We start from the raw sequence: 23,281 nt of genomic DNA, 5'->3' as shown, positions 1-23,281 counted from the left end.
TAAATCTCTCCTCAAAATCTTTTCTGTTACCATTATGATACTATACATTATAGAAAACAAACATTTAGAGGTGACCGTTATGTTTAAAATAAGCAAAGGTTTAAATATTATTTTAATTGTCATAGCACTCGGTATGATTTATTACTTTGCACAGGATTTTCTTAGTCCTTCATGGAACATTCCCTTAGTTATCCTGCTGCTGGTACTCGGTGCCGCATCGATTATTTCCATTATTAAAAAGGAAGAACCCGATGATTAATCCAGGTACGGTACAATATCGACCTGGTCACTGTATGATGTCATATGCTCTTCCACATCACCGTATACATCATCCATTCCCATATCCGCCAGCGGATGAAGATAAAAATCTTCATACTCATTGCTGTCGACATAGGTCGGCATAAAGCGTACCGCTTCAATATCAGTTTCGCCGCCCGACTGTTCAACGCTCACTTCCAAAATTCCGCCGAGCCGTGTATTTAATGACTGCTGGGCGCTGAAGAAATTCGACATTGAATAGGCAATAACTGCTTCTGATCCATCTTCTCTTTCATAATGCTCGATAGGCTGCAGCGTGTGCGGGTGCGATCCGACAATAATATCAGCACCTGCATCTGCCATCGTGCGGTATTCAGGCACATGCTCTTCGCGCGGGAATTCATCGTATTCCACACCCTGATGGTAGCTGACAATCAGCACATCCACCTTCTCTCTTAATGCTTCAATATCCGATAGAATTCTCGGCATATCGATAATATTTACTAAATACTCCTGACCTTCCGGTACAGGAATGCCGTTTGTTCCATATGTATAGGCCAAGAAGCCGACATCTGTGCCGTTTACATTAAAAATCCTGTCGCGGTTCATATCTTCTTCACTGATGTTTGCACCGACATAATCAATGCCGCGTTCAGTTAAGTTTTCAGCTGTAGCGAGTACTCCATCAGTGCTGCGGTCAAGCGTATGGTTATTAGCAAAGTTTACAATATCCGCATCAAAGTAACTCAGCAGGTCCGCAACTTCTTCCGGCGCGTTAAACGTCGGGTATCCGCTTAAACCGAGTTCTTCACCGCCGATAGGTGTCTCCTGATTCATAAACACCAGATCCTGCTGCTGCAGATAAGGCGCAACGCTCTCAACACGGGATGTAAAATCGTAGCCGTCCTGTGTCTCGACATCTTCATATAAATAGTCGTGAATCAAAATATCTCCCGTCGCGGCAAAAGTAAATGAACTGTCCAGATACTGACTCAGATTCTCAAAAAGCGCTTCTTTATTTATGCTGTTAAATTCTTTAGTGCGGGCTTCCAGCGGCTCTTCATCAGAACCTCCAAATATGTTCAAAAATAATAATACCGATAAAATTATTTTCATATTATTCCCTCCGTAAAATATTTCCCTGTTTTCGGTCAAATTAAAAATCTTCAAAACTAATCCGCATCGGCCTCATTTACTTTATCAACAATATACTTTGTCTGCTTTCTGACAGATATTAAATCATTTGTAATATAATCATCACGGTTTAATAAAATAACGTGTGCTGCCGGAATGCCGAGCGCTTCAGAAAACTGCTGCTGCAGTGCTTCATCTGCTGTATTTTCCACGTTCACAAAGATATAATCCGTTTCAAATGCATTGAAATTTTCCGGCTGCTTTACATCGAATAAATTTTCCTGCAAGTCGTTTTTCGCTGACTCATCCATTTGAAAACCTAGCACATCGTACACAGCTTCTGTACCGTAGCTCATATATTCATTATATAGAAGATAGCCGTCTGCGTGTTCTACAGCCACAAGTGCCTGTTTACCATCGGCCTGTTCATTCAATTCACGTTTCAGCACCGTTGTCTCAGCTTCCCACTCATCACCAATTTTGTTCGCTTCGTCTTCTTTATTTAAAATGACCCCTAAATAATACAGCTGCGTCAAATATGCACGCGGACTGAAAGGACTCATAATCCCCGACGAATAAGTAATTCTGATCGACGGAGCGATTTTCTGATATTCCTCAAAGTATTCATCCGGCGAGTATGTAACAATTAAATCCGGTTTAATTTCTTTAAGTGAATCCAAATCTCCAGGTTCAAGATAAGTCACTTCTGTGCCGAAGGCATCTTCTACAGTGCCGTTATTTTCCAAGCCTTCATTGACACCGCTTACATCAAAACCTAAAAGAGCGGCATTGCCGGGATCAATTGTACGGAACAGCACAATGCTTTCAGGGTTTGCCGGAATATCAATTTCATTCGTATCCTCGGTTGTAATCCGTCTTGTTTCTCCATCTTCTGATATATCAATTTCTCTAAAGCTTGAACAGCCTGTCAGCAGCAGCACTGCTGTCAAAAGTATCATAATTTTTATTTTCATCTCGTCACCTTCACTATTTATACCGTCATTATACACATAAAAAAAGCCGGGGGATACCCGGCTTTTTCTTTAAGCAAGTGCTTCATTTCTTTCAGCAGCTTCAGCATGCTGTGCTCTGTATTTATAATAAAATTCGAGAAACTTATCAAGCTTTCCTTCGGAAATACTTTTTATGCTGACGAGCAGCTTATCATTCTGCCAAAGATGAAGGATATGTCCCACCATCAGCAAGTCCTCAACTGTTACCCGTGTAATATCTTTGAAGCTGATCTCCTCTACGCAAACCATATCATGATCTTCCAGGTTCATAAATAATCTGTGAGTTGTCGCAACCAGTGATCCGTGGTATGTACTTTTCTCTCCCTTAAAGTACTCCACTGATCCTACTAAAGCCGGACCTACTACTTCTCTCGGCAGTAAATTTACACCTTCAATGTGTTTTAATTTGTTGTACATAGACAACATCCCCTTTATTTGATGTTATTTATCTATTTACCACCAAAGAGAGCGTAATAAACATCTTTAAATTTTAAAAATATAACACCGAGTATCACACCGGTAATTCCGCCGAGAGTATTTAAAATAACGTCATCAATACTCGTAATTCTGCCAATTGGAAGAAGATACTGCATCGTTTCGATAAACACCGACAGCAGCGTGCATAAAATTGTTGTCAGCAGCTCTTTTCTGATAATAATATACAGAAAAAATGCTGCAGGAATAAATAGGACAATATTCATCAGCACGCTGTTGATTAATGCTTCTGTCGTGGCAAAATACCACATTTCTTCTATGCTTGCAAAAGGTGTCAGTTCAGTGATATCACTGTCGTTCGAAGTCGGCATCATGGTCACGAGAAATATACCGACCAGGCTCATTGTCAGTCCGATGACCGATAAATACTTAATTTTTTTAGAAATTGAATCCAGGTGATATCCGTGCTTTATGTTAATCATTAACGTAATAACCGTAATCAGCATGAAAATCATTATAAATATCGGAATCACCGGATGAAATGCTTCAAATAAAATACCCATAAAATATAATGCCTCTAATCTTCTCCAAATTGCTGTTCTGTAAATGCTCTGTACATATCGTGCGAAGCCATCAGTTCTATGTGGGTCCCTTCGCCTGTTAATTGTCCGCTGTCAATAAAGTATATCTTATCTGAATTAACAATGGTCGACAAACGATGTGCGATTACGAGAACCGTTCTGCCTGCCATGAGATCATTCAATGCTTCCCCGACGTATTTTTCAGACTGCGAATCGAGACTTGCTGTCGCTTCATCCAGCATTAAAATTTGGGGATTGCGTAAAAATGCCCGTGCGATGCCGATACGCTGGCGCTGGCCGCCTGAGAGTTTCACACCGCGTTCACCGACTTCTGTCAGGATACCGTCCGGCAGTTCATCGATAAATTCACTGGTATAGGACTGTTTTACTGCACGTTCTATATCCTCGTCAGTGTATTCACCAGCTTTTAAGCCGTAGGTGATATTGTCTTTAATGGTGCCGGAGATAATTGCGCTTTCCTGGGCAACATAGCCGATACCGCTCCGGTATTCACTGAGAGGAATATTTTCAATACCTATATTATCGATGGTAATACTTCCGCTCCAAACGGAATAATAGCGTTCAATAAGAGAAAATATTGTGGATTTCCCGCTGCCGCTTGGACCGACAAAGGCGATTTTCTGGTTATTTTTTGCGGTAAAAGAGATGTTTTCAAGCACTGGTGTATCCTCATAACCGAAAGATACATTATTAAACTGAAGCGTCTTATAAGCCAGTGACACATCTTCCAGACTGCCAGATTTTTCATCACCCATTTCCAGAATGCCCATAATTCTTCCCGTTGCCCCGAGTGCTTTATTGTATTCGGTAAAGAACATGGCAAACATGGTCATCGGCATAATAATCTGGAATAAATATAATAAGAAAGCAACCAGTGTACCGATTGTCATCGTTCCGTCAGCCACCCTCAGTCCTCCGTAACCGATGACCAGTATAATGACAAACATCATAATCGTATACATAATCGGCGATAAGAGAGCATTGATGACTGCCTCTTTCATGCCGTATTTATAAAGCTGCCCGATACCCCTGTTACCCTTTTGCTGTTCATAGTTTTCTGCGTTAAATGATTTCATTAAGCGAATTTCGCTCAGCGTTTCCTGAATGGCACCCGTAAAGGCGGCAGTTTCATCCTGCAGCTTTTTTGATACTTTCTGCATGCGGCTGCCGAGCGGCATAATAACCGCGATAGATATCGGAAGCGACACGAACATTATTAAAGTCAGTTTCCAGTCGAGGAAAAATAAAATAATGACTGAACCTGCTACACTCAGCACACCGCTGATTAACTGAGGAAAATGACTCGTAATCAGATTTTGAATAATACTTGTATCGTTAACGACCCGGCTGACAGACTCGCCGCTTTTTGTTTTATCGAAATAACTGACTGGCAGCTTAAGAAACTTGGCCCAGACCATTTCCCTTAAACTCCGGACAACGGTCTGGCCTATTTTTGCAAGCATGTAGTAAGAAATACCGTCTATGACTGCACTGCCTAAAAATACACCGGTAATTAATATAACGAGAGGCATAGTAATTAAGTCAGTATTGAATCCGTCGATAAACATTTGTGTTAACAGCGGAACAATCAGCGAACCGGCAGTGCCGATCAGCGTCAGCAGGACACCTGTGAAAAACAAACCTTTTTTAACGTTAGTACTTTTAATTAAATTAATAAATTTTTTAAACGATGCTTTTTCTTTATTATTATTCAAGTTGCGGCTCCTTTCATAATTGCACTTTTATATTATAACGATTTTTTTCTGTTTAAGCATTATGGTAAACTTACTTTAACAAATTAAAGGGGGAGTATTATGGCTTTGGAAATGACCGATCTTACAAAAGTGTTCGGAGAACAGACTGCTGTGGATTCGATTAACATTAAAGTTCCTGCAGGAAGCATGTACGGTTTTCTCGGCGGAAACGGTGCTGGAAAAACGACGACCTTCCGCATGATTCTCCAGCTGCTCACACCCACATCCGGTTCAATTCTATATAACGGCAAGAGCATCGGCTATCATATGACAAATCAAATCGGCTACCTGCCTGAAGAACGCGGGCTGCATCCCAAGTTAAAAGTATCTGAACAGGTACTGTATTTAGCCGAATTAAAAGGCATGTCAAAAAAAGATGCGGATAAAGCTTTGGATTACTGGCTCGAACGCTTTAAAGTAACAGAAAATAAGTTTAAAAAAATCGAAAAACTGTCCAAAGGGAACCAGCAGAAAATCCAGCTGATTGCTTCTATAATACATAACCCCGAATTAATCATTCTGGATGAGCCTTTCAGCGGTCTCGATCCAATTAATGTTGAGATACTGAAAGACGCGGTAAAAGATTTAAATGCACAGGGTTCCACTATTATTTTCAGTACTCACCGCATGGAGCATGTTGAAGAACTGTGCGAAGAATTATGTATCCTCGACCGCGGCAAACAGATTGTCAGCGGCAATATCGACCAGATTAAACAAGACTTCGGGCAGAAGGAAATCATTATTGAAGGCGAACATGATATTGCCTTTATCAAAGATATACCTGGTGTACTTGAGATGAAACAGATAAGAAATAAATCGGTAATAAAAATTGCAGATGAAAAATATGCCGAGGATATTTATAACCGGATTACCGATATTGGTTTCTTTAAAAGATTCCAGGTCAACGAACCTTCTTTAAATGATATCTTTATAGCGAAAGTAGGCCGTGACTATGAATAAATTTATGACGACATTTAACCTTACTTTCTTTTCAAAACTTAAAGCCAAATCGTTTTTAATCACAACACTGATTATTATAGCGGGGATGTTTATCGCTTTTAACCTGGATAAAATTATTGGACTGTTTGATTCGGATGATGAAGAATTAAGACTCGAAGTTGAGGCGGATGAAACATTCCTATCGGTATTCGAACCGACACTCCAGTCTTACGATGAAACGATTGAAATCGCCGGCGAAGATGGCGATGCAGTACTCGACATTGTAAATACCGATCCGCTGGAAGCCGAGCTCCGGATGAATGAAGAAATCTCATCATCCCAGGAAGAAAGTATTAAGCTTGCTTTAAATGAAACAAACCGTGCTTATGTACTTCAGACACTCGAGCTCTCGGAAGAGGAAATTTCCCGGATGTATGAAGAAGTACCGGTCGAATTTTTAGTGGCGTCAGATAATGAATCAGGCAATTTCGAGGCAGCTGATTCAGATGAGACAAACATCCTGAATATGATTATTTTCTACTTCTCGGTTATCCTGATGTTTATTATCATTCTGAACTACGCAAGCCAGATTGCGACAGAAATTGCGAATGAAAAATCTTCGCGTGTCATAGAGATGATTGTATCGAGCATCCGCCCGACACAGCATTTAATGGCAAAAGTACTCGCTATGATTTCTGTCAGTGTTATCCAGGTCGGCCTGATTACAGGCGGCGGCCTGATTGCATTTTACTTTTCTGATACATCCGCCCTTCTCGACCAGTTCGGACTCGAGACGAATGATCAGACTTTAAAAATTGTAGTTTACTGTATTATCTTTGTTATTCTCGGACTGATTCTTTACCTGTCAGTTGCAGCTATGCTTGGTTCATTTATTAACCGGATGGAGGATCTCCAGCAGGGATTGATGCCGGTAACCTTCCTCAGCATGATCGGATACTTTATCGCACTCGGGGCCATGTCGTTTGCAGATAACATTGCAGTAACAATTACAAGCTACTTCCCATTCTTTACACCCTTCGTTATGCCGCTCCGCCTGCTCGTTAATGATACAGGACATATGCCGATGATAATTGGTATTCTAATTATGATAATTACGATAATTATCGCACTGTCTCTCGCAGGCTTCGTCTATAAAAGAAGTGTCTTGTCGACAGAAAGCGGCATTATCAAAAACATTAAAAGAATTAAAAAATAAGCATTGCATTGACCTCCCTTTCATCGAAAAGATGAAAGGGAGGTCTTAATTTATTATGTATTATTGTGCAATATATTCTTTAAAAGTAAATTTCTTTTTATTTTTAAAATATGCATAAATTTCACATCCAAAAAAAGTTTCAAATACTCATTGACAAAGCATTTTAATGTTGTATCATGATGTAGACGAAAAACAAAGGAGTCCTGAATATGCAAGTAGAATTAACAAGATTTAGGGTGAAAAAAGGTAAAGAAGAACTGGTCGATCAATGGATGGAATTTTTAAATGAACATATGAACGATGCCCTTCTTACACTTGACGGCGAGAAAATGTTTGTGGAAACAATTATGAGAGACACTATGGGTGCTTACGATTATCTTTACTGGTATTCTATTCAGGCAGATGACGGTGACTCTAACTCGGAAACTGAAAGATGCATCGATAGAAAACATCTTGAATTCTTTAGTAAATGTATCGACAGAACATACCGTCCAAAAAACTTAAGAACAGAAGTTGTGATGATTCCTCAGCGAATTAAAAAACAAATCGAAGAAGCTGCGGAAGAAGTTTAATATATGAATACAGCCGAAAACGTATAAAAGGCACTGAAATCTAATTTTAGAATTCAGTGCCTTTATTTTATTGCTTCTCTTTCTCTTCTGCCCGAAGCGCTTTTAGACTGTAGAGAATGTAATAGCCTGCAAAAATTACCGCCACAAGCTGCAGAAACCAGTTCACTTCGACCATCGTATTCGCGATAATTAAAAATATGACCAGCATGGCAGCTGTATATATCATTTTCTGTTTATGTTCATTCATAAAAAATACTCCTAACACATATGTATTAGAAGTATTATCTCACAATTTAAATTTATTCACCAATCGCAGCAGCATCTGCAATGATGGTTACATCCTCATGATTATTTAAAATAGAAGCCGGGTTATTTTCAGTTACTTCGCCGCTTAATAATGCATTCAGCGCTTCTTTTTTATTTTCACCATAAATAAGTATAACAATTTTTTTAGCTTTCATAATTGAATTCAAGCCCATGGTAAAAGCCTTAGATGGCACGTCTCCAAGATTGTCGAAGAAACGCGAGTTATCCTCAACAGTCTCCGGTGTTAAATCAACAACATGCGTCAGGGAGTCAAAAGATGTACCCGGTTCGTTAAATGCAATATGTCCATTGCGTCCGATACCAAGGAGCTGTACATCAAGACCCGCTTCATCGATTGCCTGTTCATAGGCTTCAACTTCTGTTTCAGCATTCTCAGCTTTGCCGTTTAATAAATGAATATTTTCTTTTGGAATCGAAACATGATTAAAGAAATTTTCATGCATATAATATGAATAACTCTGCTCGTGGTCTTTATCGAGTCCTACGTATTCATCCAGATTAAAAGTAGTAATATTGTTCTGATCAACGTCGCTGCCATTTAACTTTTTAATCAGTTCCATATAAGTGCCTTCAGGTGTTGAACCAGTTGCGAGGCCAATGACAGGTTTTTCATTTTCTTTGATAACATCAAATAAAATATCAGATGCTTTCTTGCTCATTTCTTCATAAGTGCTAACTTTTACTAACTCCATAATGTCCTCCTAATTTGACTGCAGGTTTTCAATAATAATATGAACTGCGCGGGTAATATCTTCCTGAGGCCAGCTCGGCACACGCTGTGCGATACCAATTTCATGACTCGGCGGCACGTGCACAAAACCTGCCGGAATATCCAGCTTCTTATGCTGCAGATAATACAGCTCGCTGTACATTAAATTGTTGCACAAATACGTGCCTGCTGAATTCGAAATATTTACAGGGATATTTTCGTTCAATAACGCAGTTTCAAGCTGCTTTAACGGCAATTTTGAAAACAAGCCGTCGGCGCCATTTTCATAAATTTTTTCGCCATTCGGTTTAAAACCAGTATTATCTTCACGTCCGTCAATTGTATTAATCGCAATGCGTTCAAGATGAACACTTGAAATACCGCTTGCGAGACCTAAAGAAACCACCGCGTCAGGCTCGACAGCCTCGATATCTCGTTCGATTAACGAGTTGATTTCCTTAAACGCTACAGGGTAAACCCTGCCGATAATTTTATAATCTCCGATGATTTTACCTTCGAGACTTTCGACGGCAGCCTGGGTCGGATTTGTTTTAAATTTTAGAAATGGTTCATAGCCCGTTAACAGTAACTTTTTCATAGATTATCATCCTTTTTATATTACTTCGTAAATAAAGTAATAAGTAAATAAATAGTAGCATAAAACCCGTAAAAAGTGTGAAATTTCTGTGTTGTGGAACCGATTTTTTTGTATATTCTCATAGACTCAGGCGCATTCCATTTCCGGTTTATCCGGTTCATGACAACGACATGCTGTCGGAAGTCACAGTGACGGGACATGCATACAAAATCGCTCTTATATTTAAATTTACTGCTTCGCATGCACTTCCAGTTCCCTGTTGTCATTCCAGCACGCTTGGTTCACAACACCGAACTTCTGTTGTAAACCGCCAACATAAAATGCACCTACACTTAATTGAATATAAGAGAAGGTGCATTTCTGTTATTGAAGTATTTTATAAATAACATCCGCAATATATGTTTCCAACAATGCAGCTGTTATTATTATTGGTAATACTAAAAGAATATAAGTTTTAACTGTTGTTATACTTTATTCATTCCTTCTTCAATTCAGGAGTCCGATCATTTAAATTGCTCATTATTCCATGTATATCCGGATTGATAATAAATGCTATTCCAGCTGCAGCAATCGTTATAATTACAGACAGTATTGAAAATTTACATGCTCTTTTCAGTATCTCGGTCAATTCGATTACTCTTCTGAACTCTTCATATCCCGGCTCCACTTTTTCTTCCGGAAATTCATATATGTCACTGTCCTGAGTAAATATTCAAGCGGACCGTATGTGAAGTGTTTTAAATACCAGACTGCCAAAATCATCTGCAGTATATAAAAGACGATAAAAATCACTGCGCTCAACGCAAACATATCTGATCCGAACATTCCAAATCCATAGCCGTAGAATATAGTTGTTCCTATTAAACTCTGCATAATATACATTGTAAGAGACAATTTCCCCATGCTTTTCAAGCCCGTTATTACCTTGCTGTTCTCATGGAACTGATAGATATATTTTATTAAACTCATCAGACCAAATGAGAGTACAAGAGCGAACATAAAATTAAGTGAATAGGCGATTTCTTCATTCTCCATCCAGTGAATTGATGATTTTAAAATAATACTTACCGGTATTAAGTAAATAAAAATTTTCGAGCTCCAGAAATGATTTGCATTTTTACTGAACCATCCTGCTTTCGATAAATATACACCTACTGCGTAAAACATTGCCGGCATTAACATTCCTAATAATACAACCAGTACTCCGGCACCGTCCATAGCTTCCATTTTTTCAATGAAAAACGGATCTTCAAGACTCTGTCTCGCATCCAGAATTTCTCCGTAGTTTCCGCTGCTGTAAACTTCAGTTAATGACGACATATACTCCTGTTCATCTTCCGCACTGACAGCAGGTCCGGTATTTTCCACCGGTTCTGCCGGCAGGAAAAATGATGCTGCAGTTATTAAGATAAGACCTGCAGCAAGCAGGATAGTCACTATTCTAAAGAACCATTTTGGCAAGCTGATAAACGGTATGAAAATAATCATAGCGATTCCGTACGCAAGAAGAATATCCCCTTCCCATATAAAATAACTGTGAAGGAGACCGAGTATAATAATTCCGCCAGCGCGGCACAGCAGCTTAAACCTTTTCCATTTCATTTCTTTATTTTTCATAGACTGAAATAGTTTATCCATTGAAAAACCAAATAAAACTGCAAATATCGGCAGGAAACTTCCTTCAAATATTACTTTAACTGTTTTAAAGATAAATTCATTTATTCCATTTAAATCATAGTATTCCATATGATCTTTACCAGACAAACCAAATTGAAATATCAGCAGGTTTGCCATAAATATCCCCAGTAAACTGAAGCCTCTGACAGCATCAGCACTTTCTATTCTTTTCATAATTTTCACCTCATTCTAATTATAATCATCTCCCTTTAATTGAACTTTAACTGCAGCTTAAATCTTTCTTAAATCTGGACAATTTCTATAGTTATTTTTACTGGTTGCCCCTACAATTATAATGAGGTGATATATATGTCCGGAAGAATACTCGTAATAGAAGACGATAAAGATATTCAGGAACTAATTAAACTGAGCTTATCGACGCAAAACATCGGCAATATTTACATGGCGGATAATATAGATGATGCGAAGAATCTGCTCTTAAAGAATGATTTTCAAGTTGTTCTCCTGGATTTAAATTTAAAATCAGAAAATGGCTATCAGCTTTTAAAATACATGAACTTAGCAATTACAAAAGTATTAATTGTTACAGCCAAAGATACAGAATCGGATGTATATAAGGGATTTGAACAAGGAGCCATTGATTATATCAAAAAACCGTTTGACCCGATTGAACTCGCCTACCGTGTAAAAGCTCATATTGATCCCGTCCCTGTATTGAAGTTCGGTACTTTATCAATTAACAGATTCACAGCAGAGGTGTATAAAAATGGTAATCCGGTCCGTTTAACTGCGAGAGAATATGATCTCCTTCTTTGTTTTGCATCTCATAATAACCAGATACTGACAAAAGATCAGCTGTACACCGCAGTTTGGGGATATGACGTTTTCGTCGATGACAACACTTTGATGGTTCATATACGAATGCTGCGCAAGAAAATTGAGGCTGATCCCAACAATCCTTCTTTCATCCGCACAATCAGAGGCAAAGGATATATTTTCAGAGGTGGCGAGAATGAATAAACGATTTGCTTTTATATTCATCAGGTACATATCTCTATTTGTTGCTCTAAGTTTTCTCGTCATTTGTGCGGGTTTAATAATTTTTTTTACGGCCTTCAATTCAATTTTCTCTTCTTCAGTCGACAAACTCGAAGCAGGTGATTTAATTTACGCTGTCGAGGAAACTAACGGGCATTACTCTTTCAGTGACAGTTTTCAAGAAGGGCTGGAGGAAAACGGGTATAGTGCTTATCTCGTTAATGATGACGCAGATACTCTCTATCCAAATATAAACTACAATGTGAAAGACACCATATTAGATAATTTATCAAATGTGATTGCACTGCCTTACAAAAAGGGCGAACATCTTATTATGATTAAAGAAGGAGAAAATAATACTCCTGACATTAATAATAGAGAAGATATCGATACATCCCGTCTGATAGACAGTTTATATACACATAATTATAACCGTTATAATTATCATATCGAAAATGGCAGCCTCCTTTTTTTTGAAAGTATGACTCAGCATGATTATGCATATACAGATGAATTTACCGATGAAGATATCAGGCTGTTCAAATTAATCGGCATTCTTTTTATATTAATTCCCTTGATTGTAATTGCTTTGACAATTATTATGGCTATAGTACTCACACGTAAACTCAGCCGCCCTTTATTCTTCTATGCTGACTGGCTGACTCAGCTTTCAAAAGGGCTGTTATACAAACCGAGTTCTCTGCATAATCGCCGGAAAGCTCAAAAGATGTACAGGGAACTTGATGCTGCTGTTGAATCACTGAACACGCAGCTGCTCAATGACCGGTTATACCAGAACCAGATTGACTACTATCGAAACCGGTGGATGAGTCAAATTTCCCATGATCTTAAATCTCCGTTAACGTCTATTTACGGCTATGCGAAAGTGATGCCGCACTTCCCGGATGATCAGAAAAAGTATACTCTATTAATTTCTGACAAGGCTAAGTATATGGAAAATCTAATCGACAGTTTAAACAGCAATTTTAAACTGGAAACTGCTCAAATGGAAATCGATAAAGATATGTTCTCATTGACAGGAGCTTTAAATGAAATAGTCAGCACTATCGGTTACGATAAAATTAATATCTCTGCCGACCTTGACGATGAACATTATTACGGCAACAAACTGTATATTGAACGGATGTTTATCAACCTGATAGAAAACAGTCTGGATCACAATAAACTTAATCCTGATATAGATATATATTTAACCGATGAAAACAATGGGGTTTGTATACACTACAAAGATAACGGTAAAGGTATGGACCACAGTTCTGCAGAAAACCTTATGAAGAATGGTGTAACTTCTAAAAATAATAGTGAAAATCACGGCATCGGTTTTTCTGTTATTAAAGATGCGATAGAGTTCCATAATGGTTCGTTTACTGTCTTACCGTCAGAATCAGGCGTGCATTTCAAAATTTATTTATATTAAAAAATCCCTCCGGCTGGAGGGATTTTCTATGCTATTCCAAGTCTTTAAGATAAGGGAAACTGCTCGGGTACTGGTAGTAGCCGTCCAAGTCAGAGTTAATTCCTGTTAATAGTGTCGTATGGAAGACCGGGATTAGCGGCTGCTCGTCTATAATAATCTGCTGTGCATCTTCGTACATCTGAAGACGTGTTTCTTCATCCATTTCTACACGCGCATTATCCAGTAATTCATCAACTTCCGGATTGGAGTATCTCGTTCTGTTTCCAGGTGCGCCTATATTATCCGAATGGAACATCGGGTATAAGCCGTAATCCGCATCGAGCGTTACTGTTCCCCAGCCGCCCATAAACATTTCATGGTCCCCGTTCGCTGTATATTCCTGGTATGCTCCCGCTTCCATTAGAGAAATTTCCAAGTCCACACCGATTTCAGATAATACTTCCTGCATATACGTTGCAACGTCCTGATGTGTTCTCGAATTCAGTACAACTTCCGCTGTAAATCCTTCCGGATAATCACTTGCTGCAAGGTATTCTTTTGCCTGATCAAGGTCGTACTCAATTGGCTCTAAATTTTCACTGTAGCCATGTACTGTCGGGTTTAGCGGTGTTTCCGCAACTTCGTGAATGCCCACTAAAATATTTTCGATAATCGCATTTTTATCGATTGCAGAGGCAATGGCCAGGCGGACATTTTCATCATTAAATGGTTCCTTTTCCGTGTTAAATCCTAAATACGTCATGTTTGCACTCGGGCGCTGCTGAACTTCGCTGCCTTCGTTTGCATCAACCTGCTGAACATCATTCGGATCCATCGGATAAATAATATCCGCTGTGCCTGATGTTAACTCAGCAATACGGGACTGGTCTTCCGGTACTGCTCTGAATGTAATTGATTCAGGTTTAGCAGGCTCTCCCCAGTACTCTTCGTTTCTTGTTAATGTAATGTGTTCACCTTCATTAATCTCTTCAAATTTAAAGAATCCTGTCCCCACCGGTGTACGGTTAACTTCAGTCAGCGGGTTGCCGCCTTCTTCCATTTGAGCATAATCTGCATCGATGACTTCTTTACTAATCATATGTCCGCCAGGATGCGCCAGGTGAGCGGGCAAGGCTGCAAATGGTTCGTCTGTATGTATCTGAACCGTGTAGTCATCAATAATTTCCACTTCCGAAATTTCAGTAAACAAGAAGGACAATGGTGACGCAACTTCCTCATCGCGCACCCGGTCAAGGTTAGCTTTTACCACTTCTGCATTAAAGTCACTGCCGTCATGGAATTTAATCCCTTCACGAAGTTTAAATTCCCAGGCTGTATCTGAAATCTGTTCATAACTTTCAGCAAGCCCCGGCTCCAGTTCCAAATCCTGATTTAATTTTACAAGCGTTTCGTAAATATTAGTCATCACATAAAGTGAGTAACCATCGTTTGCCGCATGCGGGTCAAGTGAGTTCGGCAGGGCCATAATACTGAAATCAATTGCTTCCCCATTCCCAGAGTCTCCTTCTGTTTCCGCCACTTCTTCTTCTACGTCACTGTCACTCGTGCAGGCAGCAAGTATTAATACAAATGCTGCCATTAACAGCATTGATAATTTCTTCATCATTCTTCCTCCAATTTCCTTAATGCATATTATTATACTATGAATTGGTTGCAGACACCATACAATTTTAAAATAAAAAACAGGAGAAATAATCACCTGTTTATACGCCGCGTTCTCCAATATCTTTACGATAAAATAACGCATCATTATTAAATTCAATCTTTTTAGTATTATTATATGCAGTCTGTTTAGCCTCTTCGAGTGTGTTTCCGCGTCCTGTTACAAGCAGTACTCTGCCGCCGGCAGTTTCATAACGGTCGTCTTTAAGATGATTCAGCCCGCTATTAAATATTTCATCTTCCAGCTCATCAGGAATAATAACCGAAGCACCCTTAACATAATCTTTCGGGTAACCTTTCGATGCCAATATTACACCGAGCATAGAGTCGCTGCTGAATTGCAGCTCGTAAGACTCTTTATTTCTGACCGCTTCAAGCACATCGATAAAATCCGATTCAAGAAGCCCCAGCAGCACCTGAGCTTCCGGATCACCGAATCGTGCGTTAAATTCAATTGTTTTAACACCGTCTTTAGTAATAATAGCCCCGAGATACATCACACCGAAGTAATCCAGTCCTTCTTTTACCATTGCATCTGCCATCGGCTTAACTATTTTGCTGACAGCTTCCCTGATTACATCAGAACCAATATGAGTTACAGGCGCATAGGCACCCATACCTCCCGTATTCGGTCCCGTATCTCCGTCATACGCCCGTTTATGATCCTGGGCTACAATATTGAACGGCAATGTGTACTCTCCGTTTACGAGCACCATTAAGCTGAACTCCTCACCTTCAAGGAATTCTTCAATGACAACTGGATTATCTTCACCTTCGGCAAACATTTCTTTTAATGCATCGAGCGCTTCATTTTCAGTCATTGCCACAGCAACACCTTTGCCTGCAGCCAGACCGTCTTTTTTAATGACTATCGGTGCGCCTTCTTGTTTAACGTACTCTGCTGCTTCGATTAAATTCGTAAATGTCTGGTAGGCTGCAGTCGGGATGTCGTATTTAAACATAATTTTTTTGGCAAAAGCTTTGGAAGACTCGAGCTGTGCTTCCAGCTTTCTCGGTCCGAACACTTTCACTCCCGCAGCTTCCAGTGCATCAGCGAGACCTTCATTAAGCGGGGCTTCAGGACCGATAACTGCCCATGTAATGTTCTCCTTTTTCGCCAGTTCAACAATCCGGTCAATATCGGAATCTTTAATATCGCTGTGTACGTCAGCATATTTCTCTATACTGCTGTTGCCGGGTACTGCGTGTATGTTTTTTGTATGCTTTGACCGGCTTAAAGCTTTCACGAGAGCATGCTCCCGTCCGCCGCCGCCAATTACTAATACATTCATTGATTTCCGTCCCCCAGTATTAATGTTTGAAATGACGCATTCCCGTAAATACCATTGCGATACCGTTCTCATTACAAAAATCGATTGATTCATTATCGCGTTTTGAACCGCCGGGCTGGATTATTGCTTTTATTCCGTACCGGTGTGCATTTTCCACTGTATCCGGCATCGGGAAGAACCCGTCGCTTGCGAGAACAACATTGTCTCCAAGCTCAATTGCTCGTTCCGCTGCAATTTTCAGGGCGCCGACACGGTTCATCTGACCGGCGCCGATACCGACTGTCTGTTTACTGTTGGCGAGGACAACCGCATTCGACTTCACATGTTTAGATACTTCCCAGGCAAGTGCCAATGCTCTCAGCTGGTCTTCATCAGGTTTCTGTTCTGTAACATATTCAAGAGAATCTTTATCGAGTTTCCCTGTATCACGCGATTGTACAAGGTAGCCGCCCGACACGCTGACAAATTCGTCCTGCACTGCATCTTCTGTAAAATCAACCTGCAGGAGACGAATATTTTTTTTCGCCGTTAAAATGTTCAATGCTTCTTCTGAGAAATGCGGGGCAATAATTACTTCTAAAAACACCTTGCTTAATTTTTCTGCTGCCGCTTCATTCACTGTTTTATTAAGCGCAACGATACCGCCGAAAATCGACTGATTATCAGCATCGAATGCATTTTGAAACGCATCTTCCAGCGTATCGCCGGTACCGACACCGCAAGGGTTCATATGTTTAACTGCAACTGCCGCCGGCAGGTCGAATTTCTTCGCCAGCTGGAAGGCGCTGTCCGCATCCCTTAGATTGTTGTAGCTCAGTTCTTTGCCGTGGAGCACCTTGGCGTTGAGAATTGTATTTTGCTCGTCTGACGTTTTAACGTATTTTGCACTCTGGTGCGGGTTCTCACCGTAACGGAGAGTCTTCTCGCTCTGTGCAAAGAAGTTTACGATTGCCTGATCATAGTCGTTCGTGTGGCGGAACACTTTGATCATCAGCTGTTTTCTGAAGTCCTCATCAAGCTCATTATTTTTAAGACGCTCCAGCACTTCTTCGTAATCAAACGGGTCCACAACTGTCGTAACATGTTTGTAGTTTTTCGCCGCTGCACGAAGCATTGTCGGACCGCCGATATCGATGTTTTCAACTGCATCGCTTTCAGTCACATCCGCTTTTCTGACTGTTTCTTTAAACGGATACAGATTGACAGCAACAAGATCAATCGTTTCTATATTATTTTTACGAAGATCTTCCATATGCGCCGCATTGTCACGATCTGCTAAAATACCGCCGTGAACTGCCGGGTGCAGTGTTTTGACACGGCCGTCCATAATTTCATTGAAATCCGTTAAGTCACTGACCTGCTTTACAGCAATATCAGCATCCTCGAGAGCTTTAAACGTGCCGCCTGTTGAATACAGCTCATAGCCTTGTTCAATGAGACCCGCTGCAAATTTCTCTATGCCTGTTTTGTTTGATACACTCAGCAATGCTTTCATAGTTAAACTCTCCCATCCAGTACTTTCTTCAGAGCTTCAGGATATAATTCGTACTCTGCCTGATGTATTTTATCTTCAAGTGATTGAAGTGTGTCATCTTCTTCTATTATAACTGCACTCTGTTCAATAATTTTTCCGGTATCAATCCCGGCATCGACATAATGCACTGTCACACCGGTTACTTTTACGCCGTAATTGTAGGCATCTTCTATACCATTCCTGCCTTTAAATGACGGCAGCAGCGAAGGATGCAGATTAATAATCCGGTCTTTATATGCATTAATAAACTCAGCCGACAATATTCTCATAAAGCCGGCGAGCACAATATAATCAATATTAAAACCTGAAACTGCTTCTCTGATGGCAGTCTCAAATTCCCGTTTGCTGGAATAAGCACCGCGATCAATAATAATTGAAGGTATATTTAATTTCTCTGCCCGTTTAAGTGCGAATACATCCGGCGAGTCAACAATCAGCACTTTAATATCAAATCCGGATTCTCTACTTCTTAAAGCAAGGTTTTCAAAATTAGAACCGCCGCCGGAAGCAAATACCGCAACATTACTGACCATTTATTTTAATTCCCTCTTCAGCAGTGACTTCACCAATCACGCTGCTCGTATAATTGAAGTCTTTCAATATATCGAGTGCCGTATCCGCTTCTTCTTTTGGCACGACAATAATAAAGCCGATGCCCATGTTGAAGACATTATATGCTTCTTCCTGTTTCATCCCGCTTTGTTCGAGCAGCCAGGCGAGTACTTTCGGCACTTCAATATTCGTAACGTCGAGACTCACGCCCAGTGTTTCAGGCAAGGCTCTCGGAATATTTTCAATAAAACCGCCGCCGGTAATGTGACTCATCGCTTTTATCGTTACTTTGCCTTTTAATGCTTTAACTTCCTGCGCGTAAATACGCGTCGGTTCAAGGAGCAGATCAAGCAGCTTGTCGCCATCCAGCTCTGCAGTCACATCAATTTGATTATCTGCAATAATTTTACGGACCAGGCTGTAGCCGTTTGAATGAATGCCGCTTGAAGCGAGACCGATAATTTTATCGCCGGCTTGAACAGATGTTCCGTCGATATACTGATCTTTCTCAACTGCACCGACAGCAAACCCCGCAATATCATATTCACCTTCGCCGTACATTTCTCCCATCTCGGCAGTTTCCCCGCCTATCAGCGCGCATTCAGACTGCACACAGCCTTCCGATACCCCTTTAACAATCTCTCCGATATGTTCAGGAACCACCTTGTTAACAGCAATATAATCAAGGAAATATAACGGTTCTGCGCCGGTCGTAATAATGTCGTTTACACACATTGCAACAGCATCGATGCCGATCGTATCGTGACGGTTATAATCGATGGCGAGCTTCAGTTTCGTGCCGACACCGTCAGTACCCGACACAAGTACAGGGGAGATCATCTTTAACTGTGACAAATCAAATGCTGCGCCGAAACCTCCAAGACCGCCGATAACTTCGGGACGCATAGTGCGTTTTACATGTCCTTTCATCTGTTCGACCGCTTCATATCCGGCATTAATATCGACACCGGCTTTTTTATATTGTTCAGACATGGTTATACTCCTTTCGTTTTCGCATCTTTTTCCTGCGGCAGCAAGCCATCAGTATTTTCAATCGGATAATTCCCTGTAAAGCACGCATCACACTGTCCGCGTGAACCGTATTTTTCATATACTTCATGCATTTTTTCTACGGATAAATAAGTTAATGAATCTGCACCAATTTCTTCCCGCACCTCTTCAGTTGATTTCGATGAGGCAATAATTTCCGCATGCGTCGATACATCGATACCGTAATAGCATGGATTTTTAAGTGGCGGTGATGACACCCCCATATGCACTTCTTTAGCACCCGCTTTTTTCAAAGCTTTGACGATAAATTTACTCGTCGTCCCCCGCACAATGGAATCGTCGATAACAATGACGCTCTTACCTTCAACTATATCTCTGACGGGAGACAATTTCATCCGGACTGCGCGTTCACGCGCTTCCTGTCCCGAGGCGATAAATGTTCTTCCGACATAACGGTTTTTTAACAACCCCTGTTCGCCGGGAATTCCTGATTCATCGCTGAACCCTTTAGCCGCAGCGAGACTTGAATCCGGCACGCCGATAACCATATCTGCTTTAATATCCATTTCTTTAGCCAGTTCTTCACCGAGCGCTTTACGAATTGTGTATGTTGACGTGCCGCGGAACTCTGAATCTGCACGTGCAAAATAAATGTATTCCATAGAGCACATATTCGGGTTTTCGAAATCTGTATAACGATCAAAATCAATACCCTCGTCGCTTATTGTAATGAGTTCCCCCGGTTCAATATCACGGATGTACTCTGCACCAATTGCGGTAAAGGCGCACGTTTCGCTGGCTACGCAGTATGCACCGTCTAGCGAACCGAGCATCAAGGGGCGGACACCGTGATCATCAAGCGCTACGGTCAATGCATCTTCGTGCAAAATTACAAAGGCGAACGCGCCTTTAAGCTGTTGAAGTGTTGTTTTAATTCTTGCCTTTCTCGTCGGTCCTTTGGCACGTCTTAGCAGATGTGCAAAAACTTCCGAGTCGGATGTCGTCTGGAAAATCGCACCGTCATCTTCTAATGCACGTCTAATTTGCAATGCATTTACCAGGTTTCCATTATGTGCCAGTCCTAAATCTCCTGTATGACTTTTAAATAAAAATGGCTGCACGTTAGATAATTCACTGCCGCCAGTCGTTGCATATCTTACGTGACCAATTGCCTGCCAAAAAGGATTCAGTGATTCCAGCTGTGTTTTGGTTAGTGCTTCATTTAAAAGCCCTATCCCCCGGGCTCCGAATAAATATTCACCGTTTGATGCTACAATTCCAGCCCCTTCCTGTCCCCGGTGCTGTAAACTGTGAAGCGCCATATATGTCAGTTTACTTGCTTCGCTGTGCCCCCAAATTGCAAACACACCGCATTCTTCATTCAATCCACGTAATTCATACATGACGGGATTGCCCCTTCCCAATGCGCTTTAATTTCAATTAACGATTGTATCAGCTCAAAGTCTTTTGTCTTCACGCTGAATTTATCACCAGATAATTTTCCAATTTCTACAGCATCTTCTATATCCATGCCGCTCTCTGCAACAACTAGGTAATTAGATGCACCTTCAGAGAAAAGCAGATCTTTGCGGACATCTACGTTTACATCAATACCAAGGTTGAAATAACCAGCAAGCTGAGCAAGTTTAGTAATTAATCCGCCACGTCCAAGTGGTGAAATTTTATTAATTTCACCGTTAACTAATTTCCTCTGTAAACTGATTCCACGCTTATATTCAAGTTCCAAATCAATATTACGAACTGTTTTGCGTATTCTATTTTCCAATATTTTTTCAATTTGACTGCCGGAAAATGATGGTGTTAATTCACCCACAAGATACAGTGCATCGCCTTCACTTACTTTAGAGCTTTTCATAAAGTTTACATCATCTATTAAACCTACCATCCCAACTACTGGTGTTGGCAGTATTGATCCTTCTCTATTTTCGTTATATAAACTGACATTCCCCGACACTACTGGTGTTGATAACGCTAAGCATGCTTCCGCCATACCTTTAGTTGATTCGCTCAACTGATTATATATAATTGGATTTTCCGGGGAACCGTAATTTAAACAATCAGTCATTGCCAGCGGTGTTGCGCCTGTTGCAATAATACTTCGGAATGTTTGAGCAACTACCTCTTTCCCACCATTATAAGGGTCTGCATAGACGTATCGGCTCTTGCCGTCGATTGCCATCGATATTGCTTTATCAGTACCTTCTACCCGGGTTACTCCTGAACCGAAACCTGATTCTTTTACAGTATTCGCACCTACCTGGCTGTCATACTGATCAAAGATAAATGACTTATCGCCGTGCGTTGGATGACTGATTAACTGTATAAAAACATTTTCCAGATCTTCATTTGAATAATCTTCGCGCGCTTCATCCTTGTCAGCTTCTTGTTCTTCTAAAATGTACTCTGGTGCTTCTTCTGATAAAGGCATCACAGGAATATCTGCATACAGCTCATTTTCAAAATAAAGCAGCAAACGGTCATTATCAGTTACTTCGCCAATAACAGCAGAATCTAGTTCTTTAGCATCGAATAGTTCCAGGAACTTATCTTCAGATCCATTTTCAACAACGAGCAGCATTCTTTCCTGAGTTTCAGATAACATCATTTCATATGGTGAAATACCTTCTTCACGCACAGGAACCTTGTCAAGATACAGCGTCATACCGGAGTTTCCTTTAGCTGCCATTTCAGAACTTGACGATGTTAAACCGGCAGCTCCCATATCCTGAATGCCTACAAGTTCCGGCATGTCTATCGCTTCAAGAGTCGCTTCCATTAATTTTTTACCTGTGAATGGATCACCAATTTGCACAGATGGCCGTTTAGCATCTGATTCTTCACTTAGTTCTTCAGATGCAAACGTGGCACCGTGGATACCGTCACGTCCGGTCTTCAGTCCCACATAAATTACTTTATTACCGGTACCTTGAGCAGTTCCTTTTTGAATCTTATCATGCTCGATAATTCCAACACACATTGCATTTACTAATGGATTTCCGTCATATGATGAATCGAATTCAACTTCCCCTGAAACTGTTGGTATACCGATACAATTACCGTAACCGCCAATCCCGCTTACAACACCGCGTAATAATCTTCGATTGTTGGCAGTTGTAAGTTCACCAAAACGAAGTGAATTTAACAAGCCGATTGGGCGTGCCCCGATTGATACTATATCGCGAATAATTCCGCCTACTCCCGTCGCTGCACCTTGATAAGGTTCTACTGCCGAAGGGTGGTTATGTGATTCTACTTTAAAGACAACAGCTTGATTATCTCCAATGTCAACAACCCCAGCCCCTTCGCCGGGCCCCATTAAAACATGCTCGCCAGTTGTCGGGAATTGTTTTAAAAATGTTTTAGAATGTTTATATGAACAGTGTTCACTCCACATTACTGAAAATATACCCAGTTCAGTATAGTTAGGCTCTCTTGATAAAATATCGATAACTTTTTGATACTCAGTATCCGTCAAACCCATTTCCTTATATAATTTCTGTTCTTTTATGTCCTGTGCCGTAGGCTCAATGAATCTCAT

Annotated in this window: 22 protein-coding genes; 6 read left to right on the top strand and 16 right to left on the bottom strand. The window is 40.6% G+C overall.

The features are described from left to right. The first annotated feature begins 79 nt into the window (after positions 1–79). Complete coding sequence (locus DFR63_RS08040) at positions 80–259, top strand: hypothetical protein (protein ID WP_115885431.1); 180 nt, start codon at positions 80–82, stop codon at positions 257–259. Here the strand turns inward: DFR63_RS08040 and DFR63_RS08035 are convergent. The 5 genes from DFR63_RS08035 to DFR63_RS08015 form a co-directional block, all read right to left on the bottom strand. Further along, positions 256–1,374: a CapA family protein gene (locus DFR63_RS08035; protein WP_115885430.1), complete on the bottom strand. Its 1,119-nt coding sequence runs from the start codon at positions 1,372–1,374 to the stop codon at positions 256–258. The two genes, DFR63_RS08040 and DFR63_RS08035, sit on opposite strands and share 4 nt — an antisense overlap. A gap of 56 nt (positions 1,375–1,430) precedes the next feature. Then, positions 1,431–2,366 carry an ABC transporter substrate-binding protein gene (locus tag DFR63_RS08030; RefSeq protein ID WP_115885429.1) on the bottom strand — a complete coding sequence of 312 codons (936 nt, stop codon included), beginning with the start codon at positions 2,364–2,366 and terminating at the stop codon, positions 1,431–1,433. Positions 2,367–2,435: 69 nt separating this feature from the next. Further along, positions 2,436–2,822 (bottom strand): hypothetical protein, encoded by a 387-nt coding sequence (locus tag DFR63_RS08025; RefSeq protein WP_162842320.1) that lies wholly within the window; start codon positions 2,820–2,822, stop codon positions 2,436–2,438. Positions 2,823–2,854: 32 nt separating this feature from the next. Further along, positions 2,855–3,403: a VanZ family protein gene (locus DFR63_RS08020; protein WP_115885427.1), complete on the bottom strand. Its 549-nt coding sequence runs from the start codon at positions 3,401–3,403 to the stop codon at positions 2,855–2,857. 14 nt (positions 3,404–3,417) lie between these two features. Next, positions 3,418–5,157 (bottom strand): ABC transporter ATP-binding protein, encoded by a 1,740-nt coding sequence (locus DFR63_RS08015; protein WP_115885426.1) that lies wholly within the window; start codon positions 5,155–5,157, stop codon positions 3,418–3,420. Positions 5,158–5,256: 99 nt separating this feature from the next. On the opposite strand from DFR63_RS08015, the gene DFR63_RS08010 reads away from it, so the two are divergent. From DFR63_RS08010 to DFR63_RS08000, 3 genes are all read left to right on the top strand, one after another. Then, on the top strand, positions 5,257–6,156 hold the full coding sequence (locus tag DFR63_RS08010) for an ABC transporter ATP-binding protein (RefSeq protein ID WP_115885425.1): 900 nt from the start codon (positions 5,257–5,259) through the stop codon (positions 6,154–6,156). Next, a complete protein-coding gene (locus tag DFR63_RS08005; protein WP_115885424.1) occupies positions 6,149–7,351 on the top strand; it encodes an ABC transporter permease in 1,203 nt (400 codons plus the stop codon). Before DFR63_RS08010 ends, DFR63_RS08005 begins: the two co-directional genes overlap by 8 nt. A 209-nt stretch (positions 7,352–7,560) precedes the next feature. Next, positions 7,561–7,923, top strand: coding sequence for a DUF6176 family protein (locus DFR63_RS08000; RefSeq protein WP_115885423.1), 363 nt, complete (start codon positions 7,561–7,563; stop codon positions 7,921–7,923). A 67-nt stretch (positions 7,924–7,990) separates the two neighbouring features. On the opposite strand, the gene DFR63_RS07995 is transcribed toward DFR63_RS08000, so the two are convergent. The 4 genes from DFR63_RS07995 to DFR63_RS07980 form a co-directional block, all read right to left on the bottom strand. After that, complete coding sequence (locus DFR63_RS07995) at positions 7,991–8,170, bottom strand: hypothetical protein (RefSeq protein ID WP_115885422.1); 180 nt, start codon at positions 8,168–8,170, stop codon at positions 7,991–7,993. 52 nt (positions 8,171–8,222) lie between these two features. After that, on the bottom strand, positions 8,223–8,942 hold the full coding sequence (gene nagB / locus DFR63_RS07990) for a glucosamine-6-phosphate deaminase (protein ID WP_115885421.1): 720 nt from the start codon (positions 8,940–8,942) through the stop codon (positions 8,223–8,225). A gap of 9 nt (positions 8,943–8,951) precedes the next feature. Beyond that, entirely contained in the window at positions 8,952–9,557 is a 606-nt protein-coding gene (locus DFR63_RS07985) for a pyroglutamyl-peptidase I (RefSeq protein ID WP_115885420.1), read from the bottom strand. Positions 9,558–10,190: 633 nt separating this feature from the next. Continuing rightward, positions 10,191–11,408, bottom strand: a complete 1,218-nt coding sequence (locus tag DFR63_RS07980; protein ID WP_115885419.1) for a DUF418 domain-containing protein — start codon at positions 11,406–11,408, stop codon at positions 10,191–10,193. A 135-nt stretch (positions 11,409–11,543) separates the two neighbouring features. On the opposite strand from DFR63_RS07980, the gene DFR63_RS07975 reads away from it, so the two are divergent. Together DFR63_RS07975 and DFR63_RS07970 are read left to right on the top strand one after the other, a co-directional pair. Next, positions 11,544–12,215, top strand: coding sequence for a response regulator transcription factor (locus tag DFR63_RS07975; RefSeq protein WP_115885418.1), 672 nt, complete (start codon positions 11,544–11,546; stop codon positions 12,213–12,215). After that, positions 12,208–13,671 carry a sensor histidine kinase gene (locus tag DFR63_RS07970; protein WP_115885417.1) on the top strand — a complete coding sequence of 488 codons (1,464 nt, stop codon included), beginning with the start codon at positions 12,208–12,210 and terminating at the stop codon, positions 13,669–13,671. The genes DFR63_RS07975 and DFR63_RS07970 overlap by 8 nt, the downstream gene beginning before the upstream one ends. A 31-nt stretch (positions 13,672–13,702) precedes the next feature. Here the strand turns inward: DFR63_RS07970 and DFR63_RS07965 are convergent, their stop codons facing one another. From DFR63_RS07965 to purL, 7 genes are all read right to left on the bottom strand, one after another. Beyond that, a complete protein-coding gene (locus tag DFR63_RS07965; protein WP_115885416.1) occupies positions 13,703–15,274 on the bottom strand; it encodes a glutathione ABC transporter substrate-binding protein in 1,572 nt (523 codons plus the stop codon). A gap of 100 nt (positions 15,275–15,374) precedes the next feature. Then, positions 15,375–16,625, bottom strand: a complete 1,251-nt coding sequence (gene purD / locus DFR63_RS07960) for a phosphoribosylamine--glycine ligase (RefSeq protein ID WP_115885415.1) — start codon at positions 16,623–16,625, stop codon at positions 15,375–15,377. Between the two features lie 19 nt (positions 16,626–16,644). After that, positions 16,645–18,120 (bottom strand): bifunctional phosphoribosylaminoimidazolecarboxamide formyltransferase/IMP cyclohydrolase, encoded by a 1,476-nt coding sequence (gene purH, locus DFR63_RS07955; protein ID WP_115885414.1) that lies wholly within the window; start codon positions 18,118–18,120, stop codon positions 16,645–16,647. Positions 18,121–18,122: 2 nt separating this feature from the next. Then, a complete protein-coding gene (gene purN, locus DFR63_RS07950) occupies positions 18,123–18,692 on the bottom strand; it encodes a phosphoribosylglycinamide formyltransferase (RefSeq protein WP_115885413.1) in 570 nt (189 codons plus the stop codon). Next, the gene (gene purM, locus DFR63_RS07945) at positions 18,682–19,704 is read right to left on the bottom strand and encodes a phosphoribosylformylglycinamidine cyclo-ligase (RefSeq protein WP_115885412.1); all 1,023 of its coding nucleotides are present in this window, start codon (positions 19,702–19,704) and stop codon (positions 18,682–18,684) included. Before purM ends, purN begins: the two co-directional genes overlap by 11 nt. A gap of 2 nt (positions 19,705–19,706) precedes the next feature. Continuing rightward, positions 19,707–21,125 (bottom strand): amidophosphoribosyltransferase, encoded by a 1,419-nt coding sequence (gene purF, locus DFR63_RS07940; protein WP_115885411.1) that lies wholly within the window; start codon positions 21,123–21,125, stop codon positions 19,707–19,709. Then, the gene (purL, locus tag DFR63_RS07935) at positions 21,104–23,281 is read right to left on the bottom strand and encodes a phosphoribosylformylglycinamidine synthase subunit PurL (protein ID WP_115885410.1); all 2,178 of its coding nucleotides are present in this window, start codon (positions 23,279–23,281) and stop codon (positions 21,104–21,106) included. Before purL ends, purF begins: the two co-directional genes overlap by 22 nt.

The sequence above is a fragment of the Jeotgalicoccus halotolerans genome, from assembly GCF_003387165.1.
Lineage (GTDB): Bacteria > Bacillota > Bacilli > Staphylococcales > Salinicoccaceae > Jeotgalicoccus > Jeotgalicoccus halotolerans.
Note: the sequence above shows the minus strand (reverse complement) of the source record. Positions and strands in the feature narration are given on the sequence as shown.

What these genes read in the sequence shown, in the direction of transcription:
- purM (WP_115885412.1), bottom strand. Translation starts at nt 19,704, where the DNA reads ATGTCTGAACAATATAAAAAAGCCGGTGTCGATATTAATGCCGGATAT.
- DFR63_RS08020 (WP_115885427.1), bottom strand. Translation starts at nt 3,403, where the DNA reads ATGGGTATTTTATTTGAAGCATTTCATCCGGTGATTCCGATATTTATA.
- DFR63_RS07970 (WP_115885417.1), top strand. Translation starts at nt 12,208, where the DNA reads ATGAATAAACGATTTGCTTTTATATTCATCAGGTACATATCTCTATTT.
- DFR63_RS07985 (WP_115885420.1), bottom strand. Translation starts at nt 9,557, where the DNA reads ATGAAAAAGTTACTGTTAACGGGCTATGAACCATTTCTAAAATTTAAA.
- DFR63_RS08000 (WP_115885423.1), top strand. Translation starts at nt 7,561, where the DNA reads ATGCAAGTAGAATTAACAAGATTTAGGGTGAAAAAAGGTAAAGAAGAA.
- DFR63_RS07975 (WP_115885418.1), top strand. Translation starts at nt 11,544, where the DNA reads ATGTCCGGAAGAATACTCGTAATAGAAGACGATAAAGATATTCAGGAA.
- purH (WP_115885414.1), bottom strand. Translation starts at nt 18,120, where the DNA reads ATGAAAGCATTGCTGAGTGTATCAAACAAAACAGGCATAGAGAAATTT.
- purN (WP_115885413.1), bottom strand. Translation starts at nt 18,692, where the DNA reads ATGGTCAGTAATGTTGCGGTATTTGCTTCCGGCGGCGGTTCTAATTTT.
- DFR63_RS07995 (WP_115885422.1), bottom strand. Translation starts at nt 8,170, where the DNA reads ATGAATGAACATAAACAGAAAATGATATATACAGCTGCCATGCTGGTC.
- DFR63_RS08040 (WP_115885431.1), top strand. Translation starts at nt 80, where the DNA reads ATGTTTAAAATAAGCAAAGGTTTAAATATTATTTTAATTGTCATAGCA.
- DFR63_RS08005 (WP_115885424.1), top strand. Translation starts at nt 6,149, where the DNA reads ATGAATAAATTTATGACGACATTTAACCTTACTTTCTTTTCAAAACTT.
- DFR63_RS08010 (WP_115885425.1), top strand. Translation starts at nt 5,257, where the DNA reads ATGGCTTTGGAAATGACCGATCTTACAAAAGTGTTCGGAGAACAGACT.
- purF (WP_115885411.1), bottom strand. Translation starts at nt 21,125, where the DNA reads ATGTATGAATTACGTGGATTGAATGAAGAATGCGGTGTGTTTGCAATT.
- DFR63_RS07965 (WP_115885416.1), bottom strand. Translation starts at nt 15,274, where the DNA reads ATGAAGAAATTATCAATGCTGTTAATGGCAGCATTTGTATTAATACTT.
- DFR63_RS08035 (WP_115885430.1), bottom strand. Translation starts at nt 1,374, where the DNA reads ATGAAAATAATTTTATCGGTATTATTATTTTTGAACATATTTGGAGGT.
- purD (WP_115885415.1), bottom strand. Translation starts at nt 16,625, where the DNA reads ATGAATGTATTAGTAATTGGCGGCGGCGGACGGGAGCATGCTCTCGTG.
- DFR63_RS07980 (WP_115885419.1), bottom strand. Translation starts at nt 11,408, where the DNA reads ATGAAAAGAATAGAAAGTGCTGATGCTGTCAGAGGCTTCAGTTTACTG.
- purL (WP_115885410.1), bottom strand. Translation starts at nt 23,281, where the DNA reads ATGAGATTCATTGAGCCTACGGCACAGGACATAAAAGAACAGAAATTA.
- nagB (WP_115885421.1), bottom strand. Translation starts at nt 8,942, where the DNA reads ATGGAGTTAGTAAAAGTTAGCACTTATGAAGAAATGAGCAAGAAAGCA.
- DFR63_RS08025 (WP_162842320.1), bottom strand. Translation starts at nt 2,822, where the DNA reads ATGTACAACAAATTAAAACACATTGAAGGTGTAAATTTACTGCCGAGA.
- DFR63_RS08030 (WP_115885429.1), bottom strand. Translation starts at nt 2,366, where the DNA reads ATGAAAATAAAAATTATGATACTTTTGACAGCAGTGCTGCTGCTGACA.